Annotated in this window: 15 protein-coding genes; 3 read left to right on the plus strand and 12 right to left on the minus strand. The window is 56.4% G+C overall.

The features are described 5' to 3' along the window. Nucleotides 1-4: 4 nt before the first annotated feature. The 10 genes from AB4Y96_RS00830 to urtA form a co-directional block, all read right to left on the minus strand. Entirely contained in the window at nucleotides 5-1,561 is a 1,557-nt protein-coding gene (locus tag AB4Y96_RS00830) for a formate dehydrogenase beta subunit (protein WP_441915025.1), read from the minus strand. Next, entirely contained in the window at nucleotides 1,558-2,031 is a 474-nt protein-coding gene (locus tag AB4Y96_RS00835; RefSeq protein WP_091883694.1) for a formate dehydrogenase subunit gamma, read from the minus strand. Before AB4Y96_RS00835 ends, AB4Y96_RS00830 begins: the two co-directional genes overlap by 4 nt. A gap of 118 nt (nucleotides 2,032-2,149) precedes the next feature. Beyond that, nucleotides 2,150-3,046, minus strand: coding sequence for a LysR family transcriptional regulator (locus AB4Y96_RS00840; protein WP_091883691.1), 897 nt, complete (start codon nucleotides 3,044-3,046; stop codon nucleotides 2,150-2,152). 70 nt (nucleotides 3,047-3,116) lie between these two features. Then, nucleotides 3,117-3,515, minus strand: coding sequence for a helix-turn-helix domain-containing protein (locus AB4Y96_RS00845; protein ID WP_441915027.1), 399 nt, complete (start codon nucleotides 3,513-3,515; stop codon nucleotides 3,117-3,119). Then, complete coding sequence (locus AB4Y96_RS00850; RefSeq protein ID WP_441915029.1) at nucleotides 3,508-3,759, minus strand: type II toxin-antitoxin system RelE family toxin; 252 nt, start codon at nucleotides 3,757-3,759, stop codon at nucleotides 3,508-3,510. Before AB4Y96_RS00850 ends, AB4Y96_RS00845 begins: the two co-directional genes overlap by 8 nt. 61 nt (nucleotides 3,760-3,820) lie before the next feature. Next, nucleotides 3,821-4,516: an urea ABC transporter ATP-binding subunit UrtE gene (urtE, locus tag AB4Y96_RS00855; RefSeq protein WP_091883686.1), complete on the minus strand. Its 696-nt coding sequence runs from the start codon at nucleotides 4,514-4,516 to the stop codon at nucleotides 3,821-3,823. A 251-nt stretch (nucleotides 4,517-4,767) separates the two neighbouring features. Continuing rightward, nucleotides 4,768-5,514 carry an urea ABC transporter ATP-binding protein UrtD gene (gene urtD / locus AB4Y96_RS00860; RefSeq protein ID WP_091883681.1) on the minus strand — a complete coding sequence of 249 codons (747 nt, stop codon included), beginning with the start codon at nucleotides 5,512-5,514 and terminating at the stop codon, nucleotides 4,768-4,770. 4 nt (nucleotides 5,515-5,518) lie between these two features. Then, the gene (urtC, locus tag AB4Y96_RS00865; protein WP_441915031.1) at nucleotides 5,519-6,706 is read right to left on the minus strand and encodes an urea ABC transporter permease subunit UrtC; all 1,188 of its coding nucleotides are present in this window, start codon (nucleotides 6,704-6,706) and stop codon (nucleotides 5,519-5,521) included. Continuing rightward, nucleotides 6,703-8,325: an urea ABC transporter permease subunit UrtB gene (gene urtB / locus AB4Y96_RS00870; protein ID WP_441915032.1), complete on the minus strand. Its 1,623-nt coding sequence runs from the start codon at nucleotides 8,323-8,325 to the stop codon at nucleotides 6,703-6,705. Before urtB ends, urtC begins: the two co-directional genes overlap by 4 nt. A gap of 110 nt (nucleotides 8,326-8,435) precedes the next feature. Then, nucleotides 8,436-9,734 (minus strand): urea ABC transporter substrate-binding protein, encoded by a 1,299-nt coding sequence (gene urtA, locus AB4Y96_RS00875; RefSeq protein ID WP_441915034.1) that lies wholly within the window; start codon nucleotides 9,732-9,734, stop codon nucleotides 8,436-8,438. Nucleotides 9,735-10,048: 314 nt separating this feature from the next. Here urtA and AB4Y96_RS00880 point away from each other — a divergent pair, with 314 nt between their 5' ends. Next, nucleotides 10,049-10,387, plus strand: a complete 339-nt coding sequence (locus AB4Y96_RS00880; protein WP_091883671.1) for a TIGR01244 family sulfur transferase — start codon at nucleotides 10,049-10,051, stop codon at nucleotides 10,385-10,387. Between the two features lie 96 nt (nucleotides 10,388-10,483). Continuing rightward, the gene (locus AB4Y96_RS00885; protein ID WP_441915036.1) at nucleotides 10,484-11,770 is read left to right on the plus strand and encodes an aminotransferase; all 1,287 of its coding nucleotides are present in this window, start codon (nucleotides 10,484-10,486) and stop codon (nucleotides 11,768-11,770) included. Between the two features lie 393 nt (nucleotides 11,771-12,163). On the opposite strand, the gene AB4Y96_RS00890 is transcribed toward AB4Y96_RS00885, so the two are convergent. Further along, nucleotides 12,164-13,015: an MBL fold metallo-hydrolase gene (locus AB4Y96_RS00890; RefSeq protein WP_441915037.1), complete on the minus strand. Its 852-nt coding sequence runs from the start codon at nucleotides 13,013-13,015 to the stop codon at nucleotides 12,164-12,166. After that, the gene (locus AB4Y96_RS00895) at nucleotides 13,015-14,205 is read right to left on the minus strand and encodes an acyl-CoA dehydrogenase (protein WP_441915038.1); all 1,191 of its coding nucleotides are present in this window, start codon (nucleotides 14,203-14,205) and stop codon (nucleotides 13,015-13,017) included. The genes AB4Y96_RS00890 and AB4Y96_RS00895 overlap by 1 nt, the downstream gene beginning before the upstream one ends. A gap of 140 nt (nucleotides 14,206-14,345) precedes the next feature. Between AB4Y96_RS00895 and mutL the strand changes: the two genes are divergently transcribed. After that, nucleotides 14,346-16,205 (plus strand): DNA mismatch repair endonuclease MutL, encoded by a 1,860-nt coding sequence (gene mutL / locus AB4Y96_RS00900; protein ID WP_441915040.1) that lies wholly within the window; start codon nucleotides 14,346-14,348, stop codon nucleotides 16,203-16,205. Nucleotides 16,206-16,266: the final 61 nt, after the last annotated feature.

Here is a 16,266-nt window from a genome sequence, read left to right on the forward strand (position 1 = left end):
GCTCCTATTCCGCTGCTTGCGCGACGGGCGCAGGACGAAAATCTTCAGGAAAATGCGTCAAAGCACTCATGACCGGATAGGGCGTGAAACCGCCCAAGGCGCAGAGCGAACCGAACTTCATCGTGTTGCAAAGATCGGTCAGAACCTTGATCTGTTTTTCCGGCTCTATATTGGCGGCAAGTCGGTCAACGACCTCGACACCCCGCGTCGAACCGATACGGCATGGCGTGCACTTGCCGCAGGATTCGACAGCGCAGAATTCCATGGCGAAACGTGCCTGTTTCAGCATGTCGACACTATCGTCAAACACCACAAGTCCGGCATGGCCAATCAACCCGTCTTTGGCGGCAAAAGCCTCGTAATCAAACGGCGTATCGAAGAGTTCGCGGGGGAAATAAGCGCCGAGCGGACCACCGATCTGCACTGCTTTAACAGGGCGTCCGGTTGCAGTACCACCGCCGATATCATCGACGATTTCGCCGAGTGTCAGGCCAAAGGCCGTCTCGAAGAGCCCGCCATACTTGACGTTCCCTGCGATCTGCAACGGAATGGTACCGCGCGAACGGCCCATGCCGAAATTCTTGTAGAAGGGAGCACCCTTGTCGAGGATAACGGGGACAGAGGCGAGTGAGATTACATTGTTGATGACAGTCGGCTTGCCGAACAGGCCCTTATGCGCGGGCAGAGGCGGCTTGGCACGGACAATGCCGCGACGGCCTTCAAGGCTTTCCAGAAGCGCGGTTTCCTCGCCGCAGACATAGGCACCTGCGCCGACACGCACTTCAATATCAAATGTGTGGGCAGAACCCAGCACCGATGCACCGAGCACCCCGGCCTTGCGCGCAACGCCAAGCGCTTCATTCATCACGGCAATCGCATGCGGATATTCAGAGCGGGTATAGATGTAGCCTTTGGTTGCGCCGACGGCGATACCGGCGATGGTCATGCCCTCGATGAGCACGAAGGGATCGCCTTCCATGATCATGCGGTCGGCAAATGTACCGCTATCGCCTTCGTCGGCATTGCAGACGATATATTTACGCGGACCTGCCGCATCAAGAACGGTCTTCCATTTGATACCCGTGGGGAAACCTGCACCACCGCGTCCGCGCAGACCCGATTCCGTAACCTCAGTGACGATCCCAAGCGGCGTCAGCGCGAGGGCTTTTTCCAGCCCCTTCAGGCCATCATGGGCGCGATAATCATCCAGCGAGACAGGATCGGTGATACCGCAGCGCGCAAAGGTCAGGCGTGTCTGTTTTGCCAGGAACGGCAACTCTTCCGTCAGGCCAAGATAGAGGGGATGCGTCTTGCCTTCCGCTATACCGGAATCAAACAATGAAGTCAGATCGGATGGTTTCACCGGCCCATAGGCAACACGGCCTTGAGGTGTCTCCACTTCGACCATCGGTTCCAGCCAGTACATGCCGCGCGAACCATTGCGGACAATGCGCGCATCAAGTTTACGGGACGTAATCTCGTCATGCAGCTTGCGGACAACTTTTTCCGCGCCCAGGGCAAGCGAGCCGGAATCGCGCGGGACATAGAATGTGACCGTCATAGCCGCACTCCCGCGCTGATTTCTTCAAGCTTTTCATCATCAAGACGGCCGATAACCTCGCCGTCAAGCATGGCTGCGGGGGCGCAGGCGCAAAGGCCGAGACAATACACCGGCTCCAGCGTCACCGCGCCATCGGCGGTGGTTCCATGCCAGTCGATGCCGAGCAGCTCGCGAGCCTTTTGGGCCATGGCGTCACCACCCATTGATTGACAGGCTTCGGCCCGGCACAGCTTCAGCACATGCCGGCCAGCCGGATGATCGCGATAATCATGATAGAATGTAACGACACCGTGCACCTCGGCGCGCGATATATTCAGCGCCTGTGCAATCAGTGGCAAGGTTTCCTGCGGCACATAGCCGAACTCCCCCTGCAACTCATGCAGAATCGGAAGGAGCGGACCTTCTTCACCCTTTAATTGATCGATAATGCCTATCGCTCTCCCAGCGATATCGGTACTTGCGGTCTGCATTTTGTGCAGTGCCCTCCCTAAATTCTCCTCGTATATTAGAACAGATCAAAAGCAGGGTGATAAATCAATATACCAGTCTCGTTGATCGATAGAAGAATCCTATCAAGCTCAACTCAACTCAAACCATATTCAGCTCTATCGCCAACGCACGGGCCTCATGCAGCAGCGCTGAGACCAAAGGCGTATGGGGTTCGCGATCCGCCGCGACCAATCCAACCAGATGACGTGCATCCGGCTCAACAATCGGGATGGCACGGATAGGTTCGGAAAAGCCGAGCGTTTCCGCAAGGTTAAGTGGCATGATGCTCGCCCACTTGCCCGTCCGGATATGCGAGAACAGCACAATCATCGAATTGGATTCGAGCGTTGGATGCACCTCAACCCCGGCTTCCTGCAAATGTTTATTGATAATACGGCGATTCTGCATGTCCATGGTGAGCAAACAAAGTGGCAATTGGCCGACCTCCGCCCAGGTCACAAATTCGCGATCCGAATAGGTGCTGCCCGTCGAGGTGATCAGCTGATAGCGCTCCGAGTACAGCGGAACCGAGGTCACACGCCCCAGCGGCTCGTTATCGAGATAGCTGATTCCTGCATCAATCTCGAAATTGCTGAGCAGGGTGAGGACTTCGAGCGACGTGCGTGAAGTGACCGAAAAGGTTACATCAGGGTGCTTTTCACGAAAGGGCGTCGTCAAGCGCGAAACCATGGCCAGCGCCGTCGGAATGGCCGCTATTTTAACGTGCCCCGACAGGCCATAACGCGCGGCACGGATTTCCTCGCGCATTGTTCTGGTATCACCGACGATACGGCGCGCCCATTCCAGCACCCGCTGACCTTCTGATGTCAGGCCCTTATAGCGGGATGCGCGCTGAACCAGCACCACACCGAGCGTGTCTTCCAATTGCCGGATTGCTGCTGATAGCGTGGGCTGGGTCACGCCACACTCTTCCGCCGCCCGGCCAAAATGCTCGTTGCGTGCCAAGGCGATGAAAAATTCCAGCTTGTCGATCATCGAAATTGCTCCTCCGGGGAGACTCTAGCGATGATTACCCGCCTACAGCAAGAGCAAGCCAGTCACTACCTCAAACAAGGTCATCGAGATCGACGCGAAGAACAGCTGCGATTTTTTTCAGGGTTGAAAGGCGGCCTTCTTTTTTGCCGTTCTGGATATCCGATAAATAAGGAGCGCTGATACCGACCTTCTGTGCCAGTTCCTGATTTGAAAAGCCGCGATACTCGCGCCAGACACGCACCTTGTTTTCGCCGCCCAATATGCGGTCAACAATTTCCGACGGCACCAGTTCCTCTTCGCCTGCATCAATCCGCGCCTTGACCTCGTCATAAGCAGCGAGATCCCGCGCCATTTCGGCATCGCTGACGAGCCTGTCGTAAAGGGCACGTGGGATCACCACCATTTCTTCGTTCGCAGGAGTTTTGACGATTGTGACCGGTGCTGTCTTGCCCATAGCTGTCTCATTCATAAATGCCGCCGCGTGGGCCAATGTCCAAAATATCCATGACGTTGCCATGGTCATTGAAAATCACCCGCCAGTCGCCTACACGCAGCCGATAGCCATTCCGCCCTTGCAGTTTGGTAACGTTCATAGCCTGCGATGCCGGATCATCAGCATATTGTTCAATTTTCGAACGAATGCGATTGGCGACATTCACAGGAATACGCAAGAGCACCTTCAATGCAGACTTACCATAAGCAATTTTCTTCATGAAAAATATCAAATAGAGAATTATAATTCAATAAAAATTATCAAATAGAGAATTATAGGTATCATACTGTCAGGAATTTGCGGACCTCAGGCTTGTCGAGACTGGCCGCATTGCCAGAATGCACGATCTCGCCGCGGTCCATGATGTAGACATGATCAGCCAACTCCCGGCAAAAATCGAGATATTGCTCGACAAGAAGGATCGCGAGGCCCGTCTGGTCGCGCAAAAACCGGATGGCGCGGCCAATATCCTTGATGATTGAGGGCTGAATGCCTTCGGTTGGTTCATCCAGAACAAGCAGCCTTGGACGCGTAACCAGCGCACGACCGATGGCCAATTGTTGCTGCTGGCCGCCGGACAGATCGCCGCCTCGCCGTCCCAGCATCGTTTTCAGGACGGGAAAGAGTTCATAGACTTCCGGCGGCACATTGCGGTTGCCGCGCTTGGCGGCGGCAAAACCCGTCGCCAGATTTTCGCGCACAGTGAGCAGCGGAAAGATTTCGCGCCCCTGCGGCACGAAGGCTATGCCAGCGCGTGCCCGGTCATAGGGTGGCTTCTTACCCAATAGCGAGCCATCAAAGCTGATTGAACCCGATGATAGCGGATGCTGGCCGACAATGGCGCGGAGCATGCTGGTTTTACCAACGCCATTGCGACCAAGGACGCAGGTGATTGTCTTCGGTTTCACTTCCAGCGATACGCCCCGCAGAGCCTGTGCCGCGCCATAGTGAAGAGAAGCATTTTCAACCGTGAGCATAATCAGTTCTTTCTCAATGTATCAAAAGCAATGGGTGGTGGATAATTCGTGGTTCGTGGTTCGTGGTTCGACAAGCTCACCATGAGGGAGAGTGAGGATGAAAGGGAGTCAAGTTCTGCAACATTGGTGATCTGCAACGGTGGCAATTATCGTTGCATCCCCACTCTCCCTCATGGTGAGCTTGTCGAACCACGAACCACGCCCCCTGCACCATCCACCACATTCCTGCGCCGTGTTTCCCTTGAGCACCCTCATCGCCCGAGATAGACCTCAATGACGCGCGGATCATTGCTGACGTGATCGAGCGAACCTTCGGCCAGCACCGAGCCCTCATGCAGGCAGGTGACCTTCACATCGAGTTCGCGGACGAAATGCATGTCATGTTCCACCACGATAACCGACCGGGTACGCGCGATATCACGCAGCAGCTTGGCTGTTTCCGCCGTTTCCGCATCGGTCATCCCAGCCACCGGCTCGTCGACCAGCAGCAATTTCGGGTCCTGCGCCAAAAGCATGCCGATCTCCAGCCATTGTTTTTGGCCATGGGACAGGTTGGCCGCCAGCCAATGGCGCTTTTCAAACAGCCTGATTGTGTAGAGTATCTCGTGGATACGGTCGGCCTCGTCCTTGCTCTGGCGATGGAACAACGCCGACAGGGCGGAGCGTGGCCCCGAAAGCGCCAGCACCAGATTGTCTTCCACCGTGTGGCTTTCAAAAACAGTCGGTTTCTGAAACTTGCGGCCAATGCCGAGCATGGCAATGTCAGCTTCGTCGTGCCCGGTCAGATCGACTGTGCCATTGAAATAGACATCGCCGGTATCCGGCTTGGTCTTGCCGGTGATGATGTCCATCATCGTCGTCTTTCCCGCACCATTGGGCCCGATAATAGCGCGCATTTCACCCGATTGCAGTACAAGCGAAAGATTGTTGATGGCCCGGAAACCATCGAAGGAAACCGAAACACCATCGAGATAAAGCAGTGTGTCCTTGGCCTTCATGGGACTACTCCGCAGCCTGAGGTTCGGGTGTTGGCATGAGCGTGCCGTTTTGCTTGACGACTGGAGGCAAGACCTCATCGTCTTCCCGCGCGGCGCGATTGGCTTGTCGCGTTTTCCACGAACCGTAGAGTCCAAGAATGCCCTTGGGCAGGAACAGCGTGACGAGGATGAACAGTGCGCCAAGCGCGAACAGCCAGATTTCCGGGAAAGCCGCCGTAAAATAGGTTTTGCCGAAATTGACCAGCACGGCGCCGATAATGGGGCCGACAATCGTACCGCGACCGCCAACCGCCACCCAGATAACTGCTTCAATGGAATTGGCAGGCTCGAACTCGGACGGGTTGATAATGCCGACCTGCGGCACGTAGAGCGCACCGGCAATGCCCGCCATCATGGCCGAGATGGTCCAGACGAAAAGCTTGTAGCGGTCGACGCGATAACCGAGAAAGCGCATACGGCTTTCCGCATCGCGTACACCAACCAGCACCTTGCCGAGTTTCGAACGGATGATGAAGCTGGACACAAAAACAGCGAGTGCCAGAAACAGCGCCGTGGCGGCAAAGAGCGCGGAACGGGTCGTGCCCGCCTGCACATTGAAGCCGAGAATATCCTTGAAATCCGTCAGGCCGTTATTGCCGCCAAAACCCATATCGTTGCGGAAGAATGCCAGCAGCAGGGCATAGGTCAAAGCCTGGGTAATGATGGAAAGGTACACGCCCGTTACACGCGAGCGGAACGCTAGCCAGCCAAAGCCGAAGGCCAGCGCACCGGGCACCAGCACCACCATCAGGGCTGCAAACCAGAAATGATCAAAACCGTGCCAGAACCACGGCAATTCCTTCCAGTTCAGGAACACCATGAAATCGGGTAGGACGGGATCGGCATAGACCCCGCGTGGGCCGATCTGGCGCATCAAATACATGCCCATGGCATAACCGCCGAGCGCAAAGAATGCGCCATGACCAAGCGAGAGAATGCCGCAAAAACCCCAGACGAGATCAAGCGCGACGGCCAGCATCGCATAGGTCAGATATTTGCCAAGCAGCGAAACCAGATAGGTCGGCACATGCAGGGGCGACGTATCAGGCACCAGCAGGTTGAGAAGAGGCACGACACAGGCAATCGCCAGTAACATGGCGATAACAATCAGGCTGCGCCGGTCCCCATGCGAGAAAAACCATTGGGTGATCATGCCTCGATGGCCCTTCCCTTGAGTGCGAAGAGACCGCGCGGACGCTTCTGTATGAAAAGAATGATGAGCACCAGCACGAGGATTTTACCGAGGACGGCGCCCGCAAAGGGTTCAAGAAACTTGTTGGCAATGCCAAGTGACATGGCACCCACAAGCGTTCCCCAGAGATTGCCGACGCCGCCGAAGACCACGACCATAAAGCTATCGATAATATAGCCCTGGCCCAGATTGGGGCTGACATTGTCGATCTGGCTGAGCGCGACACCGGCAATGCCGGCGATGCCGGAGCCGAGGCCGAAGGTCAGCGCATCCACCCAAGGCGTGCGAATGCCCATGGATGATGCCATGCGCCGGTTTTGCGTGACGGCCCGCATCCGCAGGCCGAGCATGGTTTTCTTCAGCACCAGTTGCAGCACGGCAAAGACCGACAGGGCAAAAACGATGATCCACAGACGCGACCATGTGAGTGTCAGCATGCCGACATCAAAGGAGCCGGACATCCATGAGGGGCTGCTGACCTGCACATTGGAGGCCCCGAACCATGAGCGCGTTGCCTGTTGCAGCACCAGCGAGATGCCCCATGTGGCGAGCAGGGTTTCCAGCGGTCTGCCATAGAGAAAGCGGATAATGCCACGCTCGATGATAACACCAATTGCGCCGGAGACGAGGAAGGCTGCGGGCAGCGCGATCAGCAGGGAATATTCGGCAAGGCCGGGCATAGAGGTGCGAATGAGCTGTTGCACGACGAATGTCGTGTAAGCGCCGATCATCACCATTTCGCCGTGCGCCATGTTGATCACGCCCATAACGCCAAAGGTGATGGCAAGACCGATAGCCGCCAGCAGCAGAACTGAACCAAGCGACAGGCCATAGACGATATTCTGGATACCGTTCCAGAGTTCCAGCTCGGAATTGATGCTTGAGATTGCGGCACTGGCCGCTTCACCGACGGGTCCCTGAACATTTGCGAGCGGCGTCAGCAGGCCGAGCGCCTCACGGCCATTGCCGGATTTGATTTCAGCGATGGCGGCAATCTTCACATCATCGACAGCAGTGGAATTGAGAACCGCCGCCGCCTTGGCGCGCTGCATCAGCACTTTGATACCAGCATCCTTTTCGGCTGTTATGGCCTGATCGAGCAGCGGAATGGTTTCAGGATCGCGGTTTTTGAGGATGGCTTCCGCAGCGGAACGACGCTCCGTTGCATTGGGGCTCATCAATGTCAGACCGCCAATCGCAGCACCGATATCTCGGCGCAGCCGGTTGTTGACCTTGATTTTTTCCGCAGCACTGCGCGGCACGGGCGCAAGCTTGGCGCCGGTCAGCGGATCGGTAGCCGCATAATCCGAACCTTCACGCGCGCCGATAAAGACCGATTTATCGGTTTTGGAGACATATAGATCGCCCGCGCTCAGCGCATTGAGAATAGCAGCGGCGCGTGGCGCACCACTTTTGGCGAGTTCCGAAACGGCTTTGCTCGTGTTGTCGAAATTGTCTCCCGCAAGCGCTTCCACCAGAGGTTTGAGTTTGGCGTCGTCCAAGACTTGCGCGCCCGCAATGGCGGGGAACAGGCAAAGGCCCAGCATCGCGATGATGGACAGGAAGCGGCTCAATGACATTCAACAATCCCGTGTTTGAAATTCTTTCGGGGCGCTCCACCCCCGCAACATGTGCGGGAGTGGAGTTGGCTTCGGATTGTCGCCCCCGACCCGAAGCCGAAGCGCTCGTTTTAGTTGGTCACACCACCGCACTTGCCTGACACAACATTGAAGTTGCCGCAGGACATCGGTTTGCGCCAATCGGAGATGAGATCTTTGGAGCCGGGCAGATAGTCGGACCATTCGTCGCCAACGACGAGGCCGGGCGTTCTGTAGACGATGTCAAACTGGCCATCGCCCTGCACTTCGCCGATGAGAACCGGCTTGGTGATGTGATGGTTTGGCATCATCGTTGCCGAGCCACCCGACAGGTTGGGGACGGAAACGCCGACGATCGAGTCGATCACCGCATCGGACTTGGTTGTACCGGCCGCTTCAACAGCCTTTACCCACATGTTGAAGCCGATAAAGGTTGCTTCCATCGGGTCGTTGGTCACGCGCTTGTCGTTCTTCGTATAGGCATGCCACTGCTTGATGAATTCGGCATTGGCCTCGGAATCAACGGACTCGAAATAGTTCCACGCGGCAAGGTGGCCGACCAGCGGCTTGGTATCGAGGCCAGCCAATTCTTCTTCACCCACCGAGAAGGCGACAACGGGAATGTCTTCTGCCTTGATGCCCTGATTGGCCAGTTCCTTATAGAACGGCACATTGGCATCGCCATTGATGGTGGAGACAACAGCGGTCTTTTTACCGGTGGAGCCGAATTTCTTGATGTCGGAGACAATCGTCTGCCAGTCGGAATGACCGAACGGCGTGTAATTGACCATGATATCCTCATCCTTCACGCCCTTGGCGTTGAGATAGGCTTTCAGGATCTTGTTGGTGGTCTGGGGATAGACATAATCCGTACCGGCGAGAACCCAGCGCTGCACACCTTCCTGATTGGCAAGATAGTCAACGGCTGGAATAGCCTGCTGGTTCGGCGCTGCGCCCGTATAGAAAACATTGCGCGAACTTTCTTCACCCTCATACTGCACAGGATAGAACAGAAGCGAATTCAATTCTTCAAAGACCGGCAGCACGGATTTGCGCGAGGACGATGTCCAGCAGCCGAAAACCGCCGCAACCTTATCCTGCTCAATCAGCTGGCGTGCCTTTTCTGCAAAGAGCGGCCAGTCCGATGCCGGATCAACAACAACGGCTTCAAGTTTCTTGCCGAGCACGCCGCCCTTTTTGTTCTGCTCATCAATGAGGAAGAGCATCGTATCCTTGAGCGTCGTTTCGGAGATCGCCATCGTACCGGATAGCGAATGCAGAATACCGACCTTGATTGTGTCCTCTGCCGCGTTTGCGGGCGCGAGCGCCAGCGTCGCCCCCATAGCGGCTGCCGCCAAGGTTCCAATAAATCTGGCTGTTAGACTGAACATTCAGGTAAACCCCTTTTTATGGTTGTTTGTGCCAAGGGATACAAAGCAATGACCGTGCCAACCGGATAGTTTGCACTGCACAATTCTGAATTTGCAGGGATTCAGCGGGTGATTGTATCGGATGACATCTTGAAACGCGGTGCGTTGACTAAAATGCCCACTCAGAAAATGCTTATTATCTCATCAATAAGTATTATATGCCTAATAATTGATCATGCACTCTCTTTTGCCGCCCCGATCAAACGGCTTTGATGTAGCATTGGTCATTGTTTGATGTATGGTGCTGTCACCAATCACATTCTCAAGGAAAGAAAATGGATATCCGTCAGATTGACGAAGGCTTTGCCGTGACCGGGCAGATTTCACCCGATGATGTGCGTGATATTGCTGCGGCAGGTTATCAGACCCTCATCTGCAACCGCCCCGATGGCGAAGGCCCGGATCAGCCGGATTTTGCCGAGATCGCCAAGGTTGCCGAAAAAGCGGGCATTCCGATTTATTACGTTCCGGTTATATCAGGACAATTGACGCAGGACGATGTGGACGCCATGGCCGCAGCGCTTGATAAAGCTGAAGGTCCTGTGCTTGCCTATTGCCGCTCCGGTGCCCGTTCGACCAATATTTACGGCATTGTTCAGCAGCAAAAAGGCTGATCTCCAAAGAGCGGACTGACTCATGCACAGCCCGCTTCCTGCGAGCCGATCCAACCGCCCTTTTTTCCACCCTGATTCAACAGAGCCAACGTTCCCATGAGCCGTATTGCCGATCTGAACAGTGACGACCTCGCCGCCCTGCGCCAGCAGACATTGAATGACTACGAGGCGTTTCGCGCCCGTGGGCTGAAGATCGACATGACCCGAGGCAAACCGAGCCCGGAGCAGTTGGCGCTGGCCAATGGCATGCTGACCTTGCCCGGCAATGGCGATCATTTCAGTGAAGCTGGTGAAGACGCCCGTAACTATGGCGGGTTGCAGGGCTTGGCTGAAGTGCGCGCACTCTTCTCCTCCACGCTTGGCACTTCGCCCGACCGTATCGTCGTCGGCGACAATTCCAGTCTGGCATTGATGCATGACTGCCTGCTCTGGGCCTTGGTCAAAGGCGTTCCGGGTGGTAGCGAGCCATGGCAAAAGACGGAATCTCCAGCCTTTATCTGCCCGGTGCCCGGCTATGACCGGCATTTCTCCATTTGCGAGGAATATGGCATCCGCATGCTGCCCGTACCGCTCAAGGGCGATGGGCCTGATATGGATATGGTCGAGGCACTTGCCGCCGATCCAAATGTGAAAGGCATGTGGTGCGTGCCGAAATATTCGAACCCGTCGGGCGAGACCTATTCCGATGCGGTGATCGAGCGGCTTGCGGCGATGAAGACAGGTGCACCGGATTTCCGCCTGTTCTGGGACAATGCCTATGCGGTGCATCATCTGACCGAAGCAGAGCATGAAATCCCCGATATTCTTGATTTGTGCGAAAAGGCCGGAAATCCTGATCGCGCCTTTGTTTTTGCTTCCACATCCAAGGTGACGCTTGCCGGGGCTGGCCTCGCATTCTTTGCCTCATCACCAGCCAATGTGCGCTGGTATCTCGCCAGCGCCACCAAGCGGACAATCGGCCCTGATAAGCTGAACCAGCTGCGCCATGTGCGATTCCTCAAGAATGAGGCCGGTATTCGCAAACATATGGCCGCACACCGCAGTCTGATTGCCCCGAAGTTCGATACGGTCATCAAGGCACTGGAAAAGCGCCTTGCCGGAACAGGCGTCGCCGAATGGACAAAGCCGCAGGGCGGCTACTTCATCTGCGTCGATGCGATGGAAGGCACCGCGAAACAGGTGGTTGAGTTGGCCAAACAGGCCGGTGTGGTCCTGACCCCGGCAGGAGCAACTTCACCCTATGGGAAGGACCCACATGACCGCACATTGCGGCTCGCGCCCACATTCCCTTCCTTGGCTGAAGTGGAACTGGCCTCGCAAGGTATTGCGCTGTGCATTCTCTTGGCGGCAGTGGAAAAGCACTATTCAGACAGGAATGGCTGACCCCTAAGGCAACGCGTCATATTTACGGCACGTTGCTCTAACCAGCCATTTTGACATGGATAAACTGCAAAACTTGGTGGGTGGTTCAACGTAACAACCATAAGGGGAAAGTGGTAGCCGCAAGGCTAACTGCCGACGGTGCAGAATTTGAGTCCCACAACCCATCCATCTCTCCGTCATCCTCGGGCTTGACCCGAGGACCCATAATCAAAAAGCGCCGCGCCTGCTAATTTGATTGATCTCCTTAGCCATGTGTCCTCGGGTCAAGCCCGAGGATGACGGAGAGATGGATGGGTTGTGGGGAGAAAAGTCCGCAATTAGGGCAAGGGCGTCGGCTTACCGAGTATATGAGGGGTAAAAACCCGAGGGGCCAGGTGAATTTGGCACGTTGCTCTAAAGCGGGATGACCAGACCATCCCGGCCGACGGTCAACCGGCCATCCCACTTGCCGCTCAATGCCTTTATCCAGTCGGCCTCGCCAAATTGCGGGTCGTCGGCTGGAATGAGGTGATGCAGGACAAGGTGTTTGACCCCGGCGGCATTGGCAATTCGGGCGGCATCCTCGATCAATGTATGGCTGGCGAGAAGGTGTTCTTTCAGCCGTGCGCCGTTGCCTGTTCGGGCGACGAGACTATCCACACCTTCTCCAAGCATCGCCTCATGCACGAGAATATCGGCGCCATGCGCAAAATCAGCGAGTGGTGGGAAATAGGTGGTATCGGCGGAGAACACGATGGACTTGCCAGCAGCTTCGATCTTCAGGGCAAAACAATCGACGACTGGCGGATGATCAACGCGTAGGGCCGTGATCTCAAGATCAGCATCCCGATGCACCACCCCATCCGCATAAATCTTCAACTCGACAAAATCGCGCAGATCAGGCCGCCCCTCATCATCAATGCGCAGATCGATGTCGTAGCGCATGGATTGCAGGAAGCCGGACCAATAATCCTCGATCCTGGCGGGGCCATAAACAGTCACCTTGCGGGAAAGACCCGATGTCCATGCCGTATGCAGCAGCGGACCGAATTCCAGCACATGGTCGGAATGCAGATGGGTGATCAGGATCATGTCGAGATCCTTGAGTGACATATCCGCATTGACCAGAGCACGGGTAACACCAAGACCGCAATCAACAACAATCCGCCGACCTGATATTTCCAGCAGTGAGGAGGTCGGCGACGGGCCGCCCGGACGGATCGCCGGGCCACCCTTGGTTCCAAGCAGGACGAGCCTGTCAGCCATCAGAAGAAAGCTTGGATGCCGGTTTGCGCACGGCCAAGAATGAGCGCATGCACATCATGCGTGCCCTCATAGGTATTGACCGTTTCAAGGTTCTGCGAATGGCGCATGACGTGATAGCCGATCTGGATGCCGTTGCCGCCATGCATGTCACGCGCAACACGGGCAATATCCAATGCCTTGCCGCAATTGTTGCGCTTGACGAGGCTGATCATCTCCGGCGCCATGCGGTTCTCATCCATCAAACGCCCAACGCGCAGGCTTGCCTGCAAGCCGAGCGTGATTTCCGTCTGCATGTCAGCGAATTTCTTCTGGAACAGCTGGGTTGCCGCCAGTGGCTTGCCGAACTGCTTGCGGTCGAGACCGTATTGCACAGTGCGCTGCCAGCAATCTTCAGCCGCACCGAGCACACCCCAGGAAATGCCGTAACGGGCACGATTGAGGCAGCCGAACGGCCCCTTGAGACCGGAAACATTGGGCAGGAGATGTTCTTCACCCACCACCACGCCGTCCATGACCACCTCGCCGGTGATCGAGGCACGCAGCGAAAGCTTGCCGCCGATTTTCGGCGCGGAGAGACCCTTCATGCCCTTTTCGAGGACGAAACCGCGAATCTGGCCATCATGGGCATCGGATTTGGCCCAGATGACAAAGACATCGGCGATGGGCGAGTTGGAAATCCACATTTTCGAGCCTGAAATCCGGTAGCCATCGGCAACCTTTTCGGCACGCGTCTTCATACCGGCTGGATCAGAGCCCGCATCGGGTTCGGTCAGACCGAAACAGCCGATCCACTCGCCGGAAGCCAGTTTCGGCAGATATTTCTTGCGTTGTTCTTCCGAGCCATAGGCATAGATCGGATACATGACCAGCGAGGACTGCACGCTCATCATCGAGCGGTAGCCGCTGTCCACACGTTCAACTTCGCGCGCCACCAGACCGTAGGCTACGTAGGACGCACCGGCGGTGCCATATTCTTCCGGCAGTGTCACACCGAGAAGTCCAGCCTCGCCCATCAGCTTAAACAGCGACGGATCGGTCTTTTCTTCCAGATAGGCTTCCTCGATGCGCGGTGCCAGCTCTCCCTGCGCGAAAGCCCGCGCGCTGTCACGGATCATCCGCTCGTCTTCGGTCAACTGATCTTCCAGCAGAAACGGGTCCGTCCAGACAAAGGAAGCTTTGGAATTGGCCATGTAATTTCCTCCATGATGCTTTTCACAGACCTAGCACCAAATTTGCATCGATGACCAGATAGTTTCGGCTTAAAATATATTCCGGTGCGCTTTGGCAGCGAACAATTTCCGTCACCGGCCGAATCCCCTATATGTATGACATGGCCATCAAACAGCTTACCGAAACCATCATCAACCAGATCGCAGCGGGCGAAGTCATCGAACGCCCCGCCAGCGTGGTGAAAGAGCTTGTCGAAAACGCCATCGATGCGGGTGCGACACGTATTGAAGTGGTGACGGCAGGCGGCGGCAAGAACCTGATCCGCATCACCGATAATGGTTCGGGTATTCCGTCGGATGAGCTGACATTGGCAGTCTCACGCCATTGCACGTCGAAACTGACAGATGATGTACATGATATCCGGGCGCTGGGTTTTCGCGGCGAGGCCCTGCCTTCGATTGGCTCCGTATCGCGGCTTTCAGTCAAATCCCGCACCGCGCAGGCGGATTCCGGGTTTGAGATAAGTGTGCATGGCGGCCATATGGATGGCCCGCGTCCGGCAGCGATGAATGGCGGTACGATTGCCGAAGTGCGCGACCTGTTTTTTGCCACGCCCGCGCGTCTCAAGTTCATGAAGACGGACCGGGCGGAAGCATCCGCCATCAGCGATATCGTCAAGCGGGTGGCCATTGCCTTTCCGCATATCCGCTTTTCGCTTGCAGGCAGTGACCGGACACCGCTTGAACTGGCGGCTACGGGCGTTGGCTCGGCGGGTATGCTGGACCGGATTTCGCAGGTTCTCGGCAAGGAGTTTCCTGAAAATGCCATTGCCATCGATGCGGAACGCGATGGTGTGCGCCTATCAGGGTTTGCCGGAATACCCGCCTTCAACCGCGCCAACAGCCTGCACCAGTTTGCCTATGTCAACGGACGCCCGGTGCGTGACAAGCAAATCTGGGGTGCCATTCGCGGCGCCTATGCGGATGTGATTTCGCGTGACCGGCACCCGGTTGTGGTGCTGTTTCTCAATCTCGATCCAGCGCTTGTCGACGTCAACGTGCATCCGGCCAAGGCGGATGTGCGGTTCCGTGACCCCGGTCTCGTGCGCGGCCTGATCGTCGGTGCGATCCGTCAGGCGCTGGGGCAATCGGGCATTCGTGCTGCAACCAGCGGCGCAGAAGCCATGCTGCAATCCTTCCGGCTCGGCGGGGCTGAACCGCAGTATCAGGCTCCACAGCCGCAACGCTGGCCGGGTTCTCCCTCGGTCAACCAGAATTATACAACACAGCAATCAGCGTTTCGACCATTTGAACCGGAACAGACCGCGCCCTATGCGGGCAATGGCTTTTCTGAAGCGATAGGCAGCTTCCTGCGGGAAGCGGATGTGCTGGCAACCGACACGCGCGCAAGCACGGCAGAAGTGCCGCAAGCCCTGCTGGCTTCGCCCCTCGGCGCAGCGCGGGCGCAAATCCATGCCAATTATATCGTCTCGCAAACCGAGGACAGCCTGATCATTGTCGATCAGCATGCGGCGCATGAACGGCTTGTCTATGAAGCGTTGAAAACGGCACTGCACTCTAGGCCCCTGCCCGCGCAAATGCTGCTCATTCCTGAAATTGTCGATCTGCCCGAGGAAGATGTGGAGCGGCTTGTGGCCCATGCGGAAACCCTCGCACGCTTCGGCCTTGGGGTGGAATCCTTCGGTCCCGGCGCGGTTGCCGTGCGGGAAACACCGTCCATGCTGGGCGAAATCGATGTGCAGCAACTGATCCGCGACCTCAGCGACGAGATTGCCGAACATGATACATCGGATGGCCTCAAAGCCATTCTTGATCATGTTGCCGCCACCATGGCTTGCCATGGTTCCGTGCGTTCTGGCCGCCGGTTGAAGCCCGACGAAATGAACGCGCTGCTGCGCCAGATGGAAGACACGCCGGGTTCGGGCACCTGCAATCATGGACGTCCGACCTATATCGAATTGAAACTCACGGATATCGAGCGACTGTTCGGGCGACGGTGAAGTCTTGACCCGCAGGGCATCTGCCGCCTAAATGAACAGAAATATGAACTGGAAAACACCG

Source organism: Phyllobacterium sp. TAF24 (genome assembly GCF_052113785.1).
Taxonomy (GTDB): Bacteria; Pseudomonadota; Alphaproteobacteria; order Rhizobiales; family Rhizobiaceae; genus Phyllobacterium.

What these genes read in the sequence shown, in the direction of transcription:
- urtE (WP_091883686.1), bottom strand. Translation starts at nt 4,516, where the DNA reads ATGCTCACGGTTGAAAATGCTTCTCTTCACTATGGCGCGGCACAGGCT.
- urtB (WP_441915032.1), bottom strand. Translation starts at nt 8,325, where the DNA reads ATGTCATTGAGCCGCTTCCTGTCCATCATCGCGATGCTGGGCCTTTGC.
- urtA (WP_441915034.1), bottom strand. Translation starts at nt 9,734, where the DNA reads ATGTTCAGTCTAACAGCCAGATTTATTGGAACCTTGGCGGCAGCCGCT.
- urtD (WP_091883681.1), bottom strand. Translation starts at nt 5,514, where the DNA reads ATGAAGGCCAAGGACACACTGCTTTATCTCGATGGTGTTTCGGTTTCC.
- AB4Y96_RS00835 (WP_091883694.1), bottom strand. Translation starts at nt 2,031, where the DNA reads ATGCAGACCGCAAGTACCGATATCGCTGGGAGAGCGATAGGCATTATC.
- mutL (WP_441915040.1), top strand. Translation starts at nt 14,346, where the DNA reads ATGGCCATCAAACAGCTTACCGAAACCATCATCAACCAGATCGCAGCG.
- AB4Y96_RS00850 (WP_441915029.1), bottom strand. Translation starts at nt 3,759, where the DNA reads ATGAAGAAAATTGCTTATGGTAAGTCTGCATTGAAGGTGCTCTTGCGT.
- AB4Y96_RS00830 (WP_441915025.1), bottom strand. Translation starts at nt 1,561, where the DNA reads ATGACGGTCACATTCTATGTCCCGCGCGATTCCGGCTCGCTTGCCCTG.
- AB4Y96_RS00890 (WP_441915037.1), bottom strand. Translation starts at nt 13,015, where the DNA reads ATGGCTGACAGGCTCGTCCTGCTTGGAACCAAGGGTGGCCCGGCGATC.
- AB4Y96_RS00840 (WP_091883691.1), bottom strand. Translation starts at nt 3,046, where the DNA reads ATGATCGACAAGCTGGAATTTTTCATCGCCTTGGCACGCAACGAGCAT.
- AB4Y96_RS00885 (WP_441915036.1), top strand. Translation starts at nt 10,484, where the DNA reads ATGAGCCGTATTGCCGATCTGAACAGTGACGACCTCGCCGCCCTGCGC.
- AB4Y96_RS00845 (WP_441915027.1), bottom strand. Translation starts at nt 3,515, where the DNA reads ATGAATGAGACAGCTATGGGCAAGACAGCACCGGTCACAATCGTCAAA.
- AB4Y96_RS00880 (WP_091883671.1), top strand. Translation starts at nt 10,049, where the DNA reads ATGGATATCCGTCAGATTGACGAAGGCTTTGCCGTGACCGGGCAGATT.
- urtC (WP_441915031.1), bottom strand. Translation starts at nt 6,706, where the DNA reads ATGATCACCCAATGGTTTTTCTCGCATGGGGACCGGCGCAGCCTGATT.
- AB4Y96_RS00895 (WP_441915038.1), bottom strand. Translation starts at nt 14,205, where the DNA reads ATGGCCAATTCCAAAGCTTCCTTTGTCTGGACGGACCCGTTTCTGCTG.